At 74.7% G+C, this 18,394-nt stretch carries 6 protein-coding genes; all 6 read right to left on the minus strand.

Annotated features, from left to right (window positions below; translation table 11 throughout):
• On the minus strand, positions 1 to 3,398 hold a 3,398-nt coding region (locus AC0NZQ_RS00005; protein WP_474527552.1), incomplete at its 3' end, for a type I polyketide synthase.
• Between the two features lie 170 nt (positions 3,399 to 3,568).
• Positions 3,569 to 4,672: an HAD-IIIC family phosphatase gene (locus tag AC0NZQ_RS00010; RefSeq protein WP_474527553.1), complete on the minus strand. Its 1,104-nt coding sequence runs from the start codon at positions 4,670 to 4,672 to the stop codon at positions 3,569 to 3,571.
• 48 nt (positions 4,673 to 4,720) lie between these two features.
• Positions 4,721 to 5,899: an acyl-CoA dehydrogenase family protein gene (locus AC0NZQ_RS00015; RefSeq protein ID WP_474527554.1), complete on the minus strand. Its 1,179-nt coding sequence runs from the start codon at positions 5,897 to 5,899 to the stop codon at positions 4,721 to 4,723.
• The gene (locus tag AC0NZQ_RS00020; protein ID WP_474527555.1) at positions 5,892 to 6,203 is read right to left on the minus strand and encodes a phosphopantetheine-binding protein; all 312 of its coding nucleotides are present in this window, start codon (positions 6,201 to 6,203) and stop codon (positions 5,892 to 5,894) included. Before AC0NZQ_RS00020 ends, AC0NZQ_RS00015 begins: the two co-directional genes overlap by 8 nt.
• A complete protein-coding gene (locus tag AC0NZQ_RS00025) occupies positions 6,200 to 7,069 on the minus strand; it encodes a 3-hydroxyacyl-CoA dehydrogenase family protein (RefSeq protein WP_474527556.1) in 870 nt (289 codons plus the stop codon). The genes AC0NZQ_RS00020 and AC0NZQ_RS00025 overlap by 4 nt, the downstream gene beginning before the upstream one ends.
• The gene (locus AC0NZQ_RS00030) at positions 7,066 to 18,291 is read right to left on the minus strand and encodes a type I polyketide synthase (protein WP_474529368.1); all 11,226 of its coding nucleotides are present in this window, start codon (positions 18,289 to 18,291) and stop codon (positions 7,066 to 7,068) included. The genes AC0NZQ_RS00025 and AC0NZQ_RS00030 overlap by 4 nt, the downstream gene beginning before the upstream one ends.
• Positions 18,292 to 18,394: the final 103 nt, after the last annotated feature.

An 18,394-nucleotide genomic window follows, 5' to 3' on the forward strand; every position in this document is an offset into this window, starting at 1 on the left:
AACAAATGCCCCCCACCCACACCCCGCAACGCCCCCGCCACACCACCGCCATAACCAGACCCGAACACCCCCGCAAACACACCCGTCGCCGAACCCCGCAACGAATCCGGCGCAATACCCGCGGTCTCCAGCGCCTCCCACGCCACCTCGAGCATCACCCGCTGCTGCGGGTCCATGGCCACGGCTTCCCGGGGTGAGAGACCGAAGAAGCCCGCGTCGAATTCCGCGGCATCGGTGAGGAAACCGCCACCGGTGCCGGCGAGCGCGTCGAGGTCCCAGCCACGGTCGGTCGGGTATCCGCCCACTACGTCCCGGCCGGTGGAAACGACCTGCCAGAGCCCGTCCAGATCGTCGATGCCACCTGGCAGGCGGCAGCCGGTGCCGACGATGACGATCGGGTCGTCGTCCTCGGCGCGGGTCCGGGCGGGAGCGGCGGCGAGCCGGGCCGGTGCCGCCGACGCATCCCGGCCCGCCGCGTTCCCGTCCAGCTCGGCGTGCAGGAAGTCAGCGAGTCCGGCCGGGGTCGGATGGTCGTAGACCAGCCCCACCGGCAGCGTGAGACCGACGGCAGTGGCGAGGCGGGTGCGGAGCTCGACGGCGGTGACCGAGTCCAGTCCCAGGTCCTTGAAGGTGCGCGTCACGGGCAGCGTCGCCGGATCCGGATGCCCCAGGACGGCGGCGACGTGCCGCCGGACCAGTTCGATCATCCCCTCGGCGGAGGCCGCGGGCGTCGCCGAACCCTCGTCACCCGGCTCGTCGGCCAGGGCGACCTCGGCCTCCCCGTCGGCGTGCAGCCAGAAGTGATCCCGGCGGAAGGCGTAGGTCGGCAGCTCGACCCGGCGGCCGCCGGGGAGCACCGCGCTCCAGTCGACGTCGACGCCGGCGACGTGCAGCGCGGCGAGGGAGTGCAGCATGCGGTCGGCACCACCGTCGTCGCGACGCAGCGTCGCGGTGACGACGCCGCCGGCGTCGGCGACGATGTCGGCCACCGGCGCGGTGAGCACCGGATGCGGTGACACCTCGACGAAGGTGCGGTGGCCGGTCTCGACCAGCTCGGCCACGGCGCGCGCGAACTGCACCGGCTGGCGCAGCGAGTCGAACCAGTACTGCGCGTCGACCTCGGTGCCCTGCAGGCGGCGACCGGTGAGAGAGGAGATCATCGGCAGCCGGGCGGGGCGAGGGGCGATGCCCGCGAGTGCGGCAAGGACCTCGTCGCGGACCGCGTCCACCTGCGGGCCGTGGGAGGCGTAGTCGACCGGGATGATCCGGTGTCGCGTCTCCGGATGCTTTTGCGCGATCTCACGCAAATCGGAGGGTGGTCCCGAGACGACCGTCGAGAGCGGGCCGTTGACGGCAGCGACGGTGGTGTCGCCCACCAGCCAGCCCCGCACCGTCTCGGCGTCGGCCTCGAGGGCCATCATGCCGCCGCGGCCGGCGAGCCGACGCAGCGCCCGGCTGCGCAGGACCACGACCCGGGCCGCGTCGTCCAGGGTGAGCGCTCCGGCGACGACGGCGGCCGCGATCTCGCCCTGGGAATGGCCGACGACGGCATCCGGCGTGATGCCGGCGGCCTGCCAGGTCGCGGCGAGACAGACCATGACGGCCCACAGCGCGGGCTGGACGACGTCCGCGGCGTCGAAGCCGAGCTCACCGGCGAGCGCATCGTCCAGCCGCCATTCGACATGCGGGCGCAGCGCCTCCTCGCAGTCGGCCAGCCGGGCGGCGAAGACGGACGAGACGCGGGCCAGCTCGCGGCCCATGCCGAGCCACTGGCTGCCCTGGCCGGGGAAGACGAAGGCGACACCGCCGGGTACCCGCGCGGGGCCGGTGATCAGCGACGACGCGGGCTCGCCCGCCGCCAGCGCGGCCAGCCCGAGCCGGCGCGACTCGTCGTCGACGTCGGCCCCGCCGAGCACGACCGCGCGGTGATCGAAGACGGCCCGGCCGGTGGCCAGCGACCAGGCGACATCGCCGGGATCGCTGCGGACGTCGGCGAGCCGGGACGCCTGGCCGGCCAGCGCCGTCGCATCCCGGGCCGAGATCGTCCAGGCCGTCGGCGCCTCGCGCAGCAACGGCTCGTGGGTGGAGGGGGCAGGTCCGGCGGGGTCGTTGGCTGGCGCCTCCTCCAGCACCACGTGGACGTTGCTGCCCCCGATGCCGAAGCCGGAGACGCCGGCGCGGCGCGGGCGATCGGTCGCGGGCCACGGCACCGGTTCGGTGAGCAGCCGGACGGGGGTGCCGTCGTCGGCGACGGCACCGAGGGGTGCGATGGGCGCGGTGGCGTCGGGGACGGCGGGCAGCAGCTCGTGGTGCAGCGACAGCACGGTCTTGATCACCGACGCCGCACCGGCGGCGGCGAGGGTGTGCCCCAGGTTCGCCTTCACCGCGCCGAGCCACACCGGGCGGCGACGGTCCCGGCCGTAGGTCTCGGCCAGGACGCCGGCCTCGGTGCGGTCGCCGAGCGGGGTGCCGGTGCCGTGCGCCTCCACCGCGTCGACACGGTCCCGCTCCAGGCCGGCGTCGGCGAGGGCTGCCTCGATGACGGCCCGCTGGGCGGCGGCCGAGGGGGCGGTCAGCGTGGCACTGGCACCGTCGCTGTTGGTGGCCGAACCGCGGATGACCGCGAGCACGCGATGACCCTGTCGCTGCGCCTCGGCGAGCGGCTCGACGACGAGCATGCCGGCGCCCTCGGCCCAGGCGGTGCCGTCGGCGGCTGCGGAGAACGGCTTGCAGCGACCGTCTGGTGCGAGCGCGCCGAGGCCGCCGAAGGCGACCACCGCACCCGGCAGCGCCATCACCGAGACGCCGCCGACAAGGGCGAGGCTGCACTCGCCGCGGCGCAGCGCGCCGACGGCCAGGTGCAGCGCGGCCAGCGAACTCGAAGCGGAGGTGTCCACGGTCAGCACCGGACCGCGCAGGTCGAGGGTGTAGGCGATCCGTCCGGAGAGGACCGCGCCGGAGGTCCCGGTGAAGAGCTGCCCCGCCACCGTGTCGGCGGCCTCGTGCTGCCGCGGTCCGTAGTCGCGAGACTCGGCCCCGACGAAGACGCCCGTCGCGCTGCCGCGGAGCGTCGTCGGGTCGATACCGGCCCGTTCCAGCGCCTCCCACGCGGTGGTGAGCGCGAGTCGCTGCTGCGGCTCCATCGCCGCGGCCTCGCGTGGCGAGAGTCCGAAGAAGGCGGCGTCGAACTGCGCCACCCCGTCCAGGAAGCCGCCCCGGTCCACCGTGCGCCGCAGCCGCTCGAGGTCCCAGCCCCGGTCGGTCGGCAGCGGGCCGCCGACCCGGCGCCCCGCCACCAGCGTCTGCCAGAGGTCGTCCGGTGAGTCGATGCCGCCGGGGAAGCGACACCCCATCCCGATGATCGCCAGGGGCTGTCCGGCTGGGTCTGTGGTGGCCAAGGTCCGCGGTCCCGTCGTCTGATCCCACACACGATTTCTCGGCACGTCGGGCGACGCGTCAGCAACGCTCGACGTCGTGCGGCGAGCCTCCCAGCGGGCCAGGGGATCCGTCAGCGACGTTCAACTGCGCGGCGGTCCAGCTGAACACGCGCGCCCGTCGCCGCCGGTGGTCATGCCGTGCTGGTGATCCGTCCGAGGCTGGGGGCGGCCAGCGAGATCGTCGGCGGGAACGGCCGCCGGTCGGCGACCAGGTGACGGAACTGCACCGGCTGGCCGTCGTCGGTCGCCTCCGGGACATGCACCGGCAGCTCGGCGAGGCAGTCACAGGCGTCGTCGGTGAAGCCGGCGAAGCGGTAGGCGATGTCCATCATCCGGTTGCGCGCCGTCGGGCGGAAGTCGGCGGCGAGGTGCACGCCGGCCTGCGCCGCGGCGTCGACGAGCCAGTTGAGCAGGGCGGCGCCGGCGCCGAAGGAGACCACCCGGCAGGAGGTCGCCAGCAGCTTCACGTGCCACACCGACTCGTGGTAGCCGAGCAGGATCACGCCCACCGCGCCGTGCGGACCGAACCGGTCGGCCATCGACACGGTCAGCACCTCGTGCTCCGGGTCGTCCAGCAGGGCCCGCAGGTCGGCGTCGGAGTAGTGCACCCCGGTGGCGTTCATCTGGCTGGTCCGCAGCGTGAGCTCCTCGACGCGCGACAGATCGTCGCCGTCGGCGCGGGAGATCTCCATGACGAGCTCCAGCGAGCGCAGGAACTCCTCGTCCGGCCCGGTGTGGGAGTCGCGCTCGGCGTCGCGCCGGAAACCGGCCTGGTACATGGACCGCCGGTTGCGGGCGTCGCTGGTGACCACCGCCGGGCTGAACTCGGGGCGGTCGGCGAGGCTCAGCACCTCCGCGGCGTCGTAGACCCGGACCTCCGGGTGGTGGAAGGTCACTTCGGCGCGCTCGGCGGGCTGGTCGTCGACGAAGGCGATGGTGGTGAGCGCGAACTTCAGCTCCTCGGCGATGGCCTGTACCGACGCGGACTTGGGGCCCCAGCCGATCCGCGGCAGCACGAAGTACTCGGCCAGCCCGAGCGCCTCCAGCCGGGCCATGGCGTGGTCGTGGTCGTTCTTGCTGGCGACGGACTGCAGGATGCCGCGGGCGTCGAGGTCGACGACGAGGCGTCGGATCTCGTCGGCGACCGCGACGTCGGGATCCTCCAGCAGCGTCCCCTGCCACAGGGTGTTGTCGAGGTCCCAGACGAGACACTTGATCAAGGTGGGTTCGGTCATCGGGTCTCTCCTGTCGAGGGTCGTTTCCGTTGCCCGGGCGGGCAGGGGTCAGCTCGCGACCGGCCGGTCGGCGAGGACCTCGCCGGAAACAGCGCCGGGAAGAGCGGCGGGGACAGCAGCACTGTCCAGGGCGTGGCGGGCGAGCAGCAGCCGGGAGATCTCGTTGCTGCCCTCGATGATCTCCATGAGCTTGGTGTCGCGGTACGCCCGCGCGACGACGTGACCATCGGTCGCGCCTCGCGAGGCCAGCACCTGGACGGCGGTCGACGCTGCGCTCGCGGCCTGCGTCGCGGCGACGTGCTTGGCCAGCACGGCGTCAAGCACCGCGTCCGGCGAGCCGTCGTCCCACGCGCGGCTCGCGCGGCGGCAGACCGCGTCGGTGAGCTGCGCGGCGATGTACAGCTCGGCGAGGTGCCCGGCCACGAGCTGGTGCTCGGCGAGCAGGGCACCGCCCTGCTCGCGGCTGCCGGCGAGGGCGACCGCAGCGTCCAGGCAGGCACGGACGATGCCGACGCAGCCCCAGGCCACTGACATCCGCCCGTAGGAGAGCGCCGTGGTGTAGAGCAGCGGCAGCGACTGCCCGCCACCACCGAGCACCGCCGCGGCCGGAACTCGCACACCGTCCAGGACGACCCGACTGTGCCCGGCGGCGCGGCAGCCCATCGGCTGCGGCACGAGCTCGAGGGTGACGCCGGCGGCGTCGGTCGGCACCATCGCCGCGGCCGCCTGCTCGCCGCAGCGGCCGAGCACCAGCACGTAGTCGGCGTACCGCGACGCCGTGACCCAGACCTTCTCCCCCGTGACGACGAACTCCCCGCCTCCGTCGGGTTCGATGCCGGTCGTCATCGCGGCGAGATCGCTGCCCGCGCCGGGCTCGCTGAAGCCGACGGCGGCGAGCGCACCCCCGGTCAGCTCGGCCAGGTACCGGCGCCGCTGGGTGGCGTCGCCGAAGCGCCGCACCGTCGCGGCCGCGATGCCGTGCGAGGTCATGACGCTGCGCACCGAGCTGCACTGCGCGCCGACGCGGGCGGTCAGCTCGCCGTTGGCGAGGCTGCTCAACCCGAGCCCGCCGAACCGCGGTGCGATCTCGGCGCAGAGCAGTCCGGCCGAGCCCATCGCCCGCAGCAGCTCCACCGGCAGCTCGCCGGCGACGTCCCACTCGGCAGGGCCGGGGCCGAAGAGCTCGGCCGGCAGCGTGGGACCGCCCACCGGCGGGGTCTCAGGCATCGCTCCCGGTCCCGGCGAGGCGGACCACCAGCGCCGTCATCGCGGCCACGCTGCGGAAGGAGTCGAGGGTGAGGTCCGGGCCGACGATCTCGATGTCGTAGGTGTCCTCGAGGTGGACGACGAGCTGCATGGCGAACATCGACGAGACCAGCCCTGCCGCGAAGAGGTCGTCGTCGACCGCGACCGGCGACTTGGTCCGCTCGGTGAGGAACGCCAGCAGCTCCGCCTCGACGGCGGTGGGGTCGACGGTGGTGTCGGAGGTGGTCTTCGAGGTGGTCTCCGAGGTGGTCTCCGAGGTGGTCATTGCGCAGCCTTTCGGTAGTCGAAGAAGCCACGGCCGGTCTTCCGCCCGTGGTGACCGTCCCGGACCTTGGCGAGCATCAGCTCGCAGGGCTCGCACTCCGGGTCGCCGGTCCGTTCGTGCAGGACGACGAGCGAGTCGACGAGGTTGTCGATCCCGATGAGATCGGCGGTGTGCAGCGGGCCGGTGCTGTGGCCGAGGCAACCCTGCAGCAGCTCGTCGACGGTCTCGGCCGACGCGACGCCCGCTTCGACGAGCATCGCCGCCCGATTGATCAGCGGGTGCAGCAGCCGGTTGATGACGAAGCCGGGGGCGTCGTTGACGACCAGGCCGGTGCGGCCCACAGCGGCGAGGAAGTCGGTGACCCGTGCCATGGTCGCGTCGCTGGTCGCCGTCCCGCGGATCACCTCGACCATCGTGATCAGGTAGGCCGGGTTCATGAAGTGGACGCCGACGAGCTCCTCGCCGCGCGGCACCCAGGACGCCATCTCGTCCACCGGGATGCAGGAGGTGTTGGAGATCAGCAGCGTCTCCGGCGCGACGATGCCGCCGAGCTCGGTCAGCACCTTCTGCTTGACCTCGGTCACCTCGGTGACGGCCTCGACGACGGTGGTGGCCGCCGCGGTGTCGGCGAGGTCCGTCGAGGTGACGAGGGTCGGCCGGTCGCGGCCGTCGGGGAGCACGCCCATGAGCTGCGCGTGCTTGAGCTTCTGCCGTACCGCCAGCTTCGCCGCGGCGACCCTCTCCTCGTCGACCTCGACGAGGACGACCGGGACGCCGTGGCCGAGGGCGAGGGCGGCGATGTTGGTGCCCATCACCCCGCCGCCGACGACGGCCAGCCGGTGCTGGTCGTGAGTGGAACGTGTCATCGGTTGCCCTCCTGCTCGGCGAGCCACTCGGCGACGGCCGCAGCCGTCGTCGGGGCGTGCTCGCGCATCATCGTGAAGTGATCGCCCGGCACGACCACGGTCGTGGCGGTCTCGGACGGCCCGCAGAGTTGCCAGTCCGCCGGCGGCGTCGCCGCGGCCCGGACGATCAGGGTCGGCACGTCCAGCAGCGGCAGCCCGCGCCAGTCGAAGCCGTAGTAGTGCGCCATCGAGGTCAGCCAGCCGTCCCCGCCGGCTCCGGACGCGTCGTCGGCCCCGGCGAGGACCGCGGCGGGCAGCGCCGCGAGCACCTCGTCCGGCACGCCGGCGGTGTCGGGGGTGAAGGTGTCCAGCAGCACGAGTCCGACCGGCGGGGTCCCCGCCGCGACGAGTCGGGCAGCGAGGGCGTGGGCGACGAGCCCGCCCGAGGAGTACCCGACCAGCGCGACCGGACCGTCGATCTCCTGCAGCGCGGCGCCGTAGGCCGCGAGCAGCGCCGCCGGGTCGGCCGCGACCCGGCCACCACCGGTGCAGCCGGGGACCGGGAGCGCCGCCACCGGCCGGGCGCCGGCGAAGGTGCGGCCGAAGCGTGCGAACTCGCGCGCGTCGGCGGTCCCGGCGAAGGAGGGCAGGCAGACGAGCCGGACCGCGGCCGGGCCGCGCGACACCGGCACCGCCGCCGGCACGTCGGCGGGGGCAGGTTCGGTGAAGCTGTCGCGGAACCGGGCCAGTCCCCGGATGTGCCGCATCACCTCGACGGCGCCCTCGTCGGTCGCGGCGGCACGCAGGTACAGCGCGGTGAGCGGGTCGGCTGACTCGTGACCGGCCTCGGTGGTCGGTGCGGCCGCTGATCCGGCGGCACCCGATCGCGCGGGGTCCGGCGCCAGCATCGTGACCAGCCGCTCGGTGAGCCGCCCCGGCGTGGGGTGGTCGAAGGCGAGTGCCCCGGTCAGCCGCAGTCCGGTCACGGTGGCCAGCCGGTTCCGGAACTCGACGGCCGTGAGCGAGTCCATCCCCTGCTCCAGGAAGCTGGCGTCGACATCGACGGCCTCGGCCGCACCGTGGCCGAGCACCGCGGCTGCCTGCTCCCGGACGGTGGCGAGCAGCAGCGCGGTCCGCGCGGGCCCATCGGCCCCGGCGAAGGCCTGCAGCAGCGTGGCGCGGGCGCTGTCGGTGGAGACCTCGCGGGCCCGTCGCGGCGCGGGGGCGAGCCCGTGCAGGACGGCCGGGAGCCGGCCGCCGGCGCGGGAGATCGCCCGCAGCGTCGGGACGTCCAGCGGCAGCGGCGCCAGCACCGCCTCGTCGCGGTCCAGGGCCAGATCCAGCAGCGAGAGACCCTGCCGGACGTCCAGGGCACCGATACCGGTCCGGGTGAGCTTGGCCCGGGCGGTCGCGTCGAGGCCCTGCTCCATGCCGCCGGCTGCCACCTCGCTCCACAGCCCCCAGGTCAGCGACAGCGCCGGCAGGCCCGCGGCCCGGCGCCGGGTGGCGAGGGCATCGAGGTAGCCGTTGGCCGCCGCGTAGTTGCCCTGGCCGGGGGCGCCGAGGGTGGCCGCGGCCGAGCTGAAGAGGACGAAGAGGTCGAGCTCCCGGTCGCGGGTGAGCCGGTCCAGGTGGAAGGCCGCATCGGCCTTGGGGCGCATCACGGTGTCGACCCGCTCGGCGGTCAGTGATCCGATCACGCCGTCGTCCAGGACGCCGGCGGCGTGCACCACGCCGGTGAGGTCGGGCAGCCGGTCCAGCACGGCGGCGAGCTCACCGGGGTCGGCGGCGTCGCACGACGAGACCCGGACCGAGACCCCCTTCGCGGCGAGCCCGGCGGCCAGGTCGGCCACGCCCCGGGCCGACGGGCCGGAGCGGCTGGTGAGCACGACGTCGGCGGCCCGACCGGTGTCGACCAGGTGCCGGGCGACGACGCCGCCGAGGCTGCCGGTGCCACCGGTGACCAGCAGCGTGCCCCCCGGACGCGGCTCGGCGGCGACGGTGAGCACGGCCGGGCCGGAGACGGTGGCGGCGCGGCGGACGTCGTGGACCGGCAGCGTCGGGGTGGCGGCCGTGACGAGGGCTGCCGCGGCGGCGGCCACGTACGACTCGTCGGTCATCGGCACCAGCCCAGTCGCCGCGACGGTGACGAAGGCGGCACAGGATCCGGCGAGTTCGCCCCGCACCCGGTCGCCGGTGGCAAGACCGGTGACACCCGCCCCGAGCCGGACGACGATACCGGCGAATCCGGGGGCGGCGTCGACGACGGCGGCCCGGACGGCGACCACCACCTCACCGGACGCCGGTTCCCGCACCTCGCAGGGTGCGATGTCCCACCCGACTCCGGAGGCCGCCGGCACCAGCTGCCAGGGGCCGGCGGGGAGGTCGGGGGCGGGGGCGGGCCGGGCCAGCCGCCGGGTGCGGACCTCGTCACCGCGTACCGCGAGCTCGGACTCCGCGGAGCCGAGGGCGGTGACCAGCGACGGGACACCGGACCCGGCGTCGGCCGCGGCCAGGTCGGCCAAGACGAGCCGCTCCGGATTCTCCGACTGCGCTGAGCGCACGAGCCCCCACACCGCGGCGGCGGCGGGGTCGGCGACGGCCTCCCCGGCGGTCGCGGCGACGGCGCCGCAGGTCACCAGCACCAGCCGTGCCGGCTCCAGCTCCGCCAGCTCCAGCCACCGCTGCACCGCGGCCAGCGCGGCCCCGGTGAGGCGCCGCGCGCGCTCCGGCCCGTCGGGCTCGTCGTCCGCCTCGGCCACCGCGAGCAGCACGGTCTCCGGTGCCGGCCGCCCCGCGGCGACCGTGTCGGCGAGGTCGTCCAGGCTGGCGTGGCGTCGCGCCTCGACGCGGGCGTCGGCGAGGCCGGTGACGAGTGCGTCGGCGACCGTCCCGGAGCCGATCACCGCCCAGTGACCCTGTGGCGCACGCCGGGCGGCGCGCACCGGGACCCACTGCACCCCGAACATGGCGTCGTCCGCGGTCTGCTCGGCGGGCAGGTCGGTCGCGGCGGACCGCCGCATGACGACGCTGTCGGCGGAGAGCACCGGCGCACCGGTGGCGTCAGCAGCGTGCAGCGTCACGCCGCCCTCCACGCGGCGCAGCCGCACCCGCAGGCTGCGGGCACCGGTGGCGTGCAGAGCGAGGCCGGACCAGTCGAGCGCCAGCCGGTGGTCGGCCGTGTCCCCGCTGTCGCCGGCGAGGGCGACGGCCTGCAGCGCAGCGTCGAGCAGCGCGGGGTGGACGCCGAAGACGTCGGCGTCGGCGGCGATGGCGTCGGGCAGGGCGACCTCGGCGAAGAGGTCCTCGTCGCGGCGCCATGCCGCCCGCAGACCGCGAAAGGCCGGCCCCGGCGCGTCACCGCCGGACGCCGCAAGGTCGTCTCGACCGTCGATCTCCAGCGGTGTGGCACCGACCGGCGGCCAGACCGACAGCTCCGGCGCCGGGATCTCGCCGGCGGGGGCGAGCATGCCGACGGCGTGGCGGGTCCACGGCGCCTCCGCCGCGGACCGCGAATGGACCGTGAGCCGGCGACGTCCGTCGCCGTCGGCGGCGCCGACGAGCGCCTGCAGCCGGACGACGGCGTCGGCGGGCACGACCAGCGGCGCCTCGAGGACGAGGTCCTCGACAACCCCGCAGCCGGCCTGCGACGCTGCGGCGAGGGCGAGCTCGGCGAAGGCGGCTCCCGGCACCACGGCGCTGCCCCGGACGACGTGGTCGGCGAGCCAGGGGTGAGTTCGCAGCGACAGGCGTCCGGTGCAGAGGATCTCGTGCTCGCCGGCTCGATCCACACAGGCGCCGAGCAGCGGGTGACCGATCGGCTCGAGACCGAGATCCTCCGCCCCGCCGGCGTTCGCACCGTTCGGCGCCGGCCAGTAGTAAGCGTGCGCGAAGGCATACGTCGGCAGCTCCACGACCCGGCCGGTGCCGAAGACCGCGGGCCACGCCACCGGCAGCCCGTGGACGTGCGCCTGACCGAAGGCGGCGAGCAGTCGCGCGGCGCCGCCGTCCTCTCGGCGCAGCGTGTCGACGAGCACCGGGTCGGGCAGCCCCTCGTCGGCGGCGAAGACCTCCTCCACGGCGGTGAGGCACACCGGGTGGGCCGACACCTCGACGAAGCTGCGGAAGCCCTCGGCCGCGAGCCCCGCGACGGCGTCGGCGAAGCGGACGGTCCGGCGCACGTTGGCGTACCAGTAGGCGGCATCCAGCGTCGCGCCGTCGGTCCAGCCGTTCTCGACGGTGGACCAGAAGCGGATGTCGCCGGCGGTGGGGACGATGTCGCGCAGCGTCTCGGCCAGCACCGCCTCGACGGGCTCGCAGAGCGCGGAGTGGGCGACGAAGTCGCTCTGCGGGATGCGCCAGCGCATGACCCGCTGCGCCCGCAGCTCGCGTTCGAACTCGGTCAGGGCCTCCGGCTCACCGGAGACGACGGTGGCGCTCGGGCCGTTGACGGCGGCGACGGCGAGCCGGTCGCCCCACGGCGCGATCAGCTCCCGGACCCGGTCGACGCCGAGGACAGCCGACAGCATCCCGCCCCGGACGTCGAGGTCGGTGAGGGCGCGAGCCCGCAGCGCGACCACCCGGGCGGCGTCGTCCAGCGACAGGATGCCGGCGACGGTGGCTGCGGCGATCTCGCCCTGGCTGTGCCCGATGACGGCGTCGGGGACGACGCCCGCCGCCTCCCACACGGCCGCCAGCGACACCATGAGGGCCCACAGCAGGGGTTGCATCACGGCCGCGGTCTCGGGTGAGGGAGCGCCCTCTGCGCCGGTGAGGACGGCAACCGGGTCCCAGTCGACCCACGAGTGCAACGCCGCCGCGCACTCGGCGAAGCGCGCCGCGAAGACCGGTGACTCGGCCAGCAGCGTGCGGCCCATGCCGGGCCACTGGCTGCCCTGTCCGGTGAAGACGAAGGCCACCTTGCCGGGGCCACCGGTAGGGACTGCGCCGACGACGGCGCCCGCGTCGGGCTGTCCGGTGGCGATCGCGGTGAGCCGGGTGAGCAGCTCGTCGCGATCCCGGCCCACCACGACGCCCCGGTGCGCGAAGGTGGCCCGGGTGGTGGCCAGCGACCACGCCGTGTCCGCCGCGTGCTGCGACGGCCTGGCGAGCACGAACTCGCGGAGCCGACCGGCCTGGTCCGCGAGGCCGTCCGCGGTGCGGCCCGAGACCGGCCAGGCGTACGCCACCGGGGCGAGGATCCCCGGCTCCGCGACGGCGGGGGTGGCGTCGGCGTCACCGGCCGGGGCGTCCGCGACGGCCGGCGGCTCCTCGATCACGACGTGGGCGTTGGTGCCGCTGATGCCGAAGCCGGAGACGGCGGCCCGGCGCGGACGGTCGCCGGCGGGCCAGGCGACGGGATCGGTGAGCAGCTGCACCCGACCGGCGTCCCAGTCGATGTGCGGCGAGCGCTCCTCGGCATGCAGGGTCCGCGGCAGCGTCGCGTGCCGCATGGCGAGGATCAGCTTCATCAGCCCGGCGGCGCCGGCGGCGGCCTGGGTGTGCCCGAGATTGGACTTGATCGACCCGAGCCACACCGGACGGTCCCGGTCCTGGCCGTAGGTCGCGATCAGGGCACCCGCCTCGATGGGGTCGCCCAGGACGGTGCCGGTGCCGTGCGCCTCGACGACATCGACGTCGGCGGGGGTGAGCCCGGCGTCGGCGAGCGCGGCACGGATGACGCGCTGCTGGGATGGCCCGTTGGGAGCGGTGAGGCCGTTGGAGGCGCCGTCGGAGTTGACCGCCGTCCCGCGGACGACGGCGAGCACGGGGTGTCCGAGGCGACGGGCGTCGGAGAGCCGTTCGACGGCGAGCATCGCCGCTCCCTCGCCCATCCCCATCCCGTCGGCGGCCGCGGAGAAGGGCTTGCACCGTCCGTTCTCGGCCAACGCCAGCGCCGCGCCGAAGCCGAAGGCGCCCGGCGTGGGCATGACGGTGACACCGCCGGCGAGCGCGAGGGTGCACTCGCCACGGCGCAGCGCCTGTACCGCGAGGTGCAGGGCCACCAGCGACGACGAGCAGGCGGTGTCGATGGTGAGCGACGGACCCTCGAGCCCCAGCGTGTAGGAGACCCGCCCGGAGAGGACGCTGCCGCCGTCGCTGGCCGGCGTGTAACCCTGCATCGAGCTCTGGGCCAGCACGTTGCCGTAGACCTGCAGCCAGCCGCCGGCGTAGACGCCGGTGCGGCTCCCCTTCAACGTCCCCGGATCGATACCGGCCCGTTCCAGGGCCTCCCAGGCGACCTCGAGCAGCAGCCGCTGCTGCGGGTCCATGGCCAGCGCCTCGCGGGGTGAGATCCCGAAGAAGCCGGCGTCGAACTCGGCCGCGGTGTGGACGAAGCCACCCTCCTGGCCGTAGAGCCCGCGGATGTCCCACCCCCGGTCGCGGGGGAACGGCGCGATGGCGTCGGTGCCGGTGGCGAGGACGTCCCACAGCGCCTCGGGGCTGGCGACGTCGCCGGGGAAGCGACACCCCATGCCCACCACCACGATCGGGTCGGTGTCGTCGGACGCCCGGGCGATGGCACCGGGGGCTGCCGGGGTCTGCCCGGCGGGGTCGGCATCGGCGCCGAAGAGCTCGGTGAGGACGTATCCGCCGAGCTGTGTGGCGGACGGGTAGTCGAAGACGACCGTGGCGGGCAGCCGCAGCCCGGTGCGGGTGGCCAGCCGGTTGCGCAGTTCGACGGCGGTGACGGAGTCGAAGCCCAGGTCCCGGAAGGCACGGTCCGCCGCGACCTCGCTCGCCTCGGTGAAGCCCAGCGCGGCGGCGGCCTCGGCCCGGACCAGGTCGCGCAGCGCCGCGGCGCGCTCGCCCCGGTCCAGCCGCCGCAGCTGGGTCAGCAGCTCGCCGTCGGCCCCGTCCTCCTCCTCGGGCGGTCGCAATGCCCGGATGGCGTCCGGCAGGTCGGCGAGCAGCGGGCTGGGCCGGTGCAGCGTGAAGGTGGGGGCGAACTGCGTCCAGTCGATGTCGGCGACCGCCAGCAGGCCGTCACCGTTGTCCAGGGCCTGCCCCAGCGCGGCGATGCCGTGGTCGGGGTCCATCACCCGCAGGCCGTAGCGGCGCAGCGCCTCGCCGGCGCCGCCCGCGCCCATGCCGCCGCCACCCCAGAGACCCCATGCCACCGAGGTCGCGGCCAGGCCGCGGGCGAGTCGGGCCGCGGCCAGCGCATCGAGCGCCGCGTTGGCGGCGGCGTAGGAGCCGAGCCGCCCGCTGCCCCAGGTCGCCGCGCCGGAGGAGAAGAGCACGAAGGCGTCGAGGTCTGCGGTGAGGTCGTCGAGGTGCCGGGCACCTCCCACCTTCGCCGCCGCGACGTCGGCCAACTCCTCGACGGTCGTGTCGGTCACCAGCGAGCCGCGGGCCACGCCGGCGGCGTGCGCGACCGCGGAGAGCACCGGACCGGTGGCCTCGATCCGCGCCAACAGCGCAGCGACCGTGTCGCGATCGGCGATGTCACAGGCGATGACATCGACAGCGCTGCCCCGCGCCGCGAGGTCGGCGACGAGCGCCGGGACGCCGGCCGCGGCGGGGCCGCTGCGACTGGTCAGCACCACCCGCTCGGCACCGCGGTCGGCGAACCAGGCGGCGGTCCGGGCACCGATGAGGCCGGTGCCGCCGGTGACCAGGACGGTGTCGCGCGAGGCGAACCGCGCGCCGTCTCGATTAAGCGCAGACGCGCGCGAAAGGCGGCGGACGAAGCTCCCCGTGCCGCGGAGGGCGATCTGGTCCTCGGCGCCGGTCAGCGCGTCGCAGAGGCGATCTGCCATCGCGTCGTCCCACTCCGCAGGCAGGTCGACCACGCCACCCCACCTGTCGGGGAGCTCCAGGCCGGCGACCAGGGCCAGCCCCCAGACGCTGGCGGCGGCGGTGCCGGGCTGCTCGTCGTCGGCGACGGCGACGGCGCCTCGGGTCACCGCGTGCAGCGGCGCGTCGATGCCGACGTCGCCGAGGGCCTGCAGCAGGGCAAGCGTCGCCGCCAGCCCGGTGGCGAGGACGGGGTGCTCCGGCAGCGCGCGCTCGTCGAGGGCGAGGAGCGAGAGGACGCCGTCGTAGTGGATCCCCTCGCCGGTCGGCAGGGCGGCGACGAGCTCGTGACGGGCGGTGGCGTCGGTGCGGACCACCTGCGGCTGCGCGCCGCCGGCCGTCAGGGCCTCGGCCAGCGTGGCGGTCTCGGCATCGTCGCGGCCGATGACCAGCCAGGTCCCCGTGAGCGGTGCGGCGGTGTGGTCGGGCAACGGCTGCCAGGTGATCCGGTAGCGCCAGTCGCGGACGGTGCGCTCGGCGCCGACGCTGTGACGGCGGTTCCGGAAGGCGCCGAGGGCGGGGAGCAGTCGGTCGAGCTCGGCGCCGTCGGAGGCGTCCAGAGCGAGCAGCTCGGCCAGCTCGTCGACGTCACCGCCGGCCACCACGCGCCAGAACTCGTCGTCCAGCGCCGGTGTCGTGAGTTCGGCGGGCGTGGTCTCGGGCCAGTAGCGGCGGCGTTGGAAGGCGTAGGTGGGGAGCTCGACGGTCCGGGTGGGGGTGAGGATGCTGGTCCAGTCGACGGGAAGGCTGCGGGTCCAGGCTTCGGCCAGGGAGGTGAGCATCCGGTCGGCTCCGCCGTCGTCGCGGCGCAGCGTCCCGATGACCACCGCGTCACTGCCGGCGTCACTGTTGGTGTCGGTGGCGGTGAGGGTGTCGGTGATGGCGCCGGTGAGGACGGCGTGGGGGGAGCACTCGATGAAGCTGTGGTGACTTGATCCGGAGAGTGTGTCGATGGCCCGGGTGAACCGGACCGGCTCCCGCAGCGAGCGGAACCAGTACCCGGCATCGAGCATGTCGTCCTCACCCAGCAGCTCACCGGTCAGCGAGGAGACCATCGCGATCTCCCCCGCCCGGGGCTCGATCGGCGCCAGGTCGGTGAGGATCTCCTCCCGCAGCGCATCGACCTGCGGGGAGTGGGAGGCGTAGTCCACCGGGATCACCTTCGCCCGCAGACCCCGACCCTCGGCCAGGGTCACGACCTGCGCCAGCACGTCCGGCGCACCGGAAACCACCGTCGCGGCCGGACCGTTCACCGCCGCAACCGAGACCCCCTCGATCCCCGCGACCAGCTCACGGACGGCTTCCTCCGAGGCGGCGATCGACACCATCCCCCCGGCACCGGCAATCCGCGCCAACGCGCGCGACCGCAACGCCACCACCCGCGCACCGTCACTCAGCGACAACCTGCCCGCCACCACAGCGGCGGCGATCTCCCCCTGCGAATGACCCACCACCGCATCCGGCACCACCCCCGCCGCAGCCCACACCGCAGCCAGCGACACCATCACCGCCCACAACGCCGGCTGCACCACCTCCGCAGCCTCAAACCCGAGCCGACCGTCCAGCACCTCGTCCAACGACCAGCCCGTGAACGGAGCCAACGCCGCACCACACTGCGCCAACCGAGCCGCAAACACCGGACACGCCGCCGCCAACCCGCGACCCATCCCCACCCACTGCGACCCCTGACCCGGAAACACCAACACCAGCCGACCAGCACCAGCCGACGACGCCACCCCGGTCACCACCGAAGCCGACGGCTGACCCGTCGCTACCGCCGCCAACCCCGCAGCACCCGCAGCACTGTCGGCACCGGTCAGCACCACCGCCCGATGCTCGAAGACCGACCGCGACACCACCAACGACCACGCCACCTCAGCCGCAGCCAGCTCCGGCCGCGCCACCAGGTGATCCCGCAACCGCCCCGCCTGGGCAGCAAGCGCGGAGCCCGTCCGCGCCGACAGCGCCCGGGGGAGGAGATCGGCGTCCAGCAGCGGCGGCCGCTCCGGAGCAGCCCCGGCAGCAACCACCTCGGCGGCGTCGCCGTCCGCGGTCTCGACAGCAGGCGCCTCCTCGACGATGAGATGGGCGTTGGTGCCGCTGATGCCGAAGGCGGAGACAGCGGCGCGGCGCGGCGCACCGTCGGCGGGCCAGGGCACCGGCTCCTGCAGCAGCGCGACGTTCCCCGCGTCCCAGTCGATCAGCGGTGAGGGGTTGCCGGCGTGCAAAGTCGCCGGGAGCTGCTCGTGCCGCAGGGCGAGCACGAGCTTGATGAGGCCGGCGACTCCGGCCGCCTGCTGCGCGTGGCCGATGTTGGACTTCACCGACCCGAGCCAGAGCGGCCGCTGCGCCGAGCGGCCCTGCCCGTAGGTGGCGAGCAGGGCCTGCGCCTCGATCGGGTCACCGAGGTCGGTTCCCGTGCCGTGCGCCTCGACGGCGTCGATGTCACCGGTGCCGATCCGGGCGCTGGCCAGCGCCGCCCGGATCACCCGCTGCTGCGACGGGCCGTTGGGGGCGGAGAGCCCGTTGGAGGCGCCGTCGGAGTTGATGGCGCCACCGGAGATGACGGCGAGGACCTCGTGCCCGTGGCGACGGGCGTCGCTCAGCCGCTCCAGCAGCACCAGACCAGCGCCCTCGGCGATCCCCATGCCGTCGGCACCCGCGCCGAACGCCTTGCATCGGCCGTCGCCAGCGAGGACGCGCTGCCGGGAGAAGCCGACGAACTCGGCGGGGTCGGCCATCACGGTGACGCCGCCGGCCAGCGCCAGCGAGCACTCCCCCGATCGCAGCGCCCGGGTAGCGAGATGGATGGCGACCAATGACGACGAGCAGGCGGTGTCGAGGGTGACGGCCGGCCCCTCCAGGCCGAGGGCGTAGGCGACCCGTCCGGAGATGACGCTGGTGACGTTGCCGGTGATGAGGTGGGCCTCCGAGCCGGCCGTCGCCGCACCCGCGCCCAGGTAGCCCGACGGCGCCGCGCCGGCGAAGACCCCCGTGGTCGAGCCGCGCAGCGTCTCGGGGGCGATGCCCGCTCGCTCGATGGTCTCCCAGGCGATCTCCAGCAGCAGCCGCTGCTGCGGATCCATCGCCAGCGCCTCGCGCGGGCTGATGCCGAAGAAGGCGGCGTCGAAGTCGGCGACGCCGTCCAGGAACCCGCCGCGGGCGACGTAGGTGGTGCCACTGCTGTCGGGGTCGGGGTCGTAGAGCGCGTCGGTGTCCCAGCCCCGGTCGGCGGGGAAGGTCGAGATGGCGTCGCCGCCAGTCGCCAGCAGGTTCCAGAGGTCCTCCGGAGAGCGGACGCCGCCGGGATACCGGCAGCCCATGCCGACGATGGCGATGGGCTCGCGGTCCCGCTCGTCGACCTCGCGCAGCCGTGCCCGGGTGGTCCGCAGCTTCGCGGTCACCTGCTTGAGGTAGTCGAGAAGCTTCTCCTCGTTCTCCACAGCCGTCACGTCCTTCTGCCGGTGGCCCGGTTCTCTCGCGTACGCGACACGGCGCCCTCAGCAGGTGAGTCGCGTCGCGCGGTCGATGTCAGTCGAAGTCGGT

It is taken from the genome of Jatrophihabitans sp. sgz311053, from assembly GCF_056135305.1.

What these genes read in the sequence shown, in the direction of transcription:
- AC0NZQ_RS00010 (WP_474527553.1), bottom strand. Translation starts at nt 4,672, where the DNA reads ATGACCGAACCCACCTTGATCAAGTGTCTCGTCTGGGACCTCGACAAC.
- AC0NZQ_RS00015 (WP_474527554.1), bottom strand. Translation starts at nt 5,899, where the DNA reads ATGCCTGAGACCCCGCCGGTGGGCGGTCCCACGCTGCCGGCCGAGCTC.
- AC0NZQ_RS00020 (WP_474527555.1), bottom strand. Translation starts at nt 6,203, where the DNA reads ATGACCACCTCGGAGACCACCTCGGAGACCACCTCGAAGACCACCTCC.
- AC0NZQ_RS00025 (WP_474527556.1), bottom strand. Translation starts at nt 7,069, where the DNA reads ATGACACGTTCCACTCACGACCAGCACCGGCTGGCCGTCGTCGGCGGC.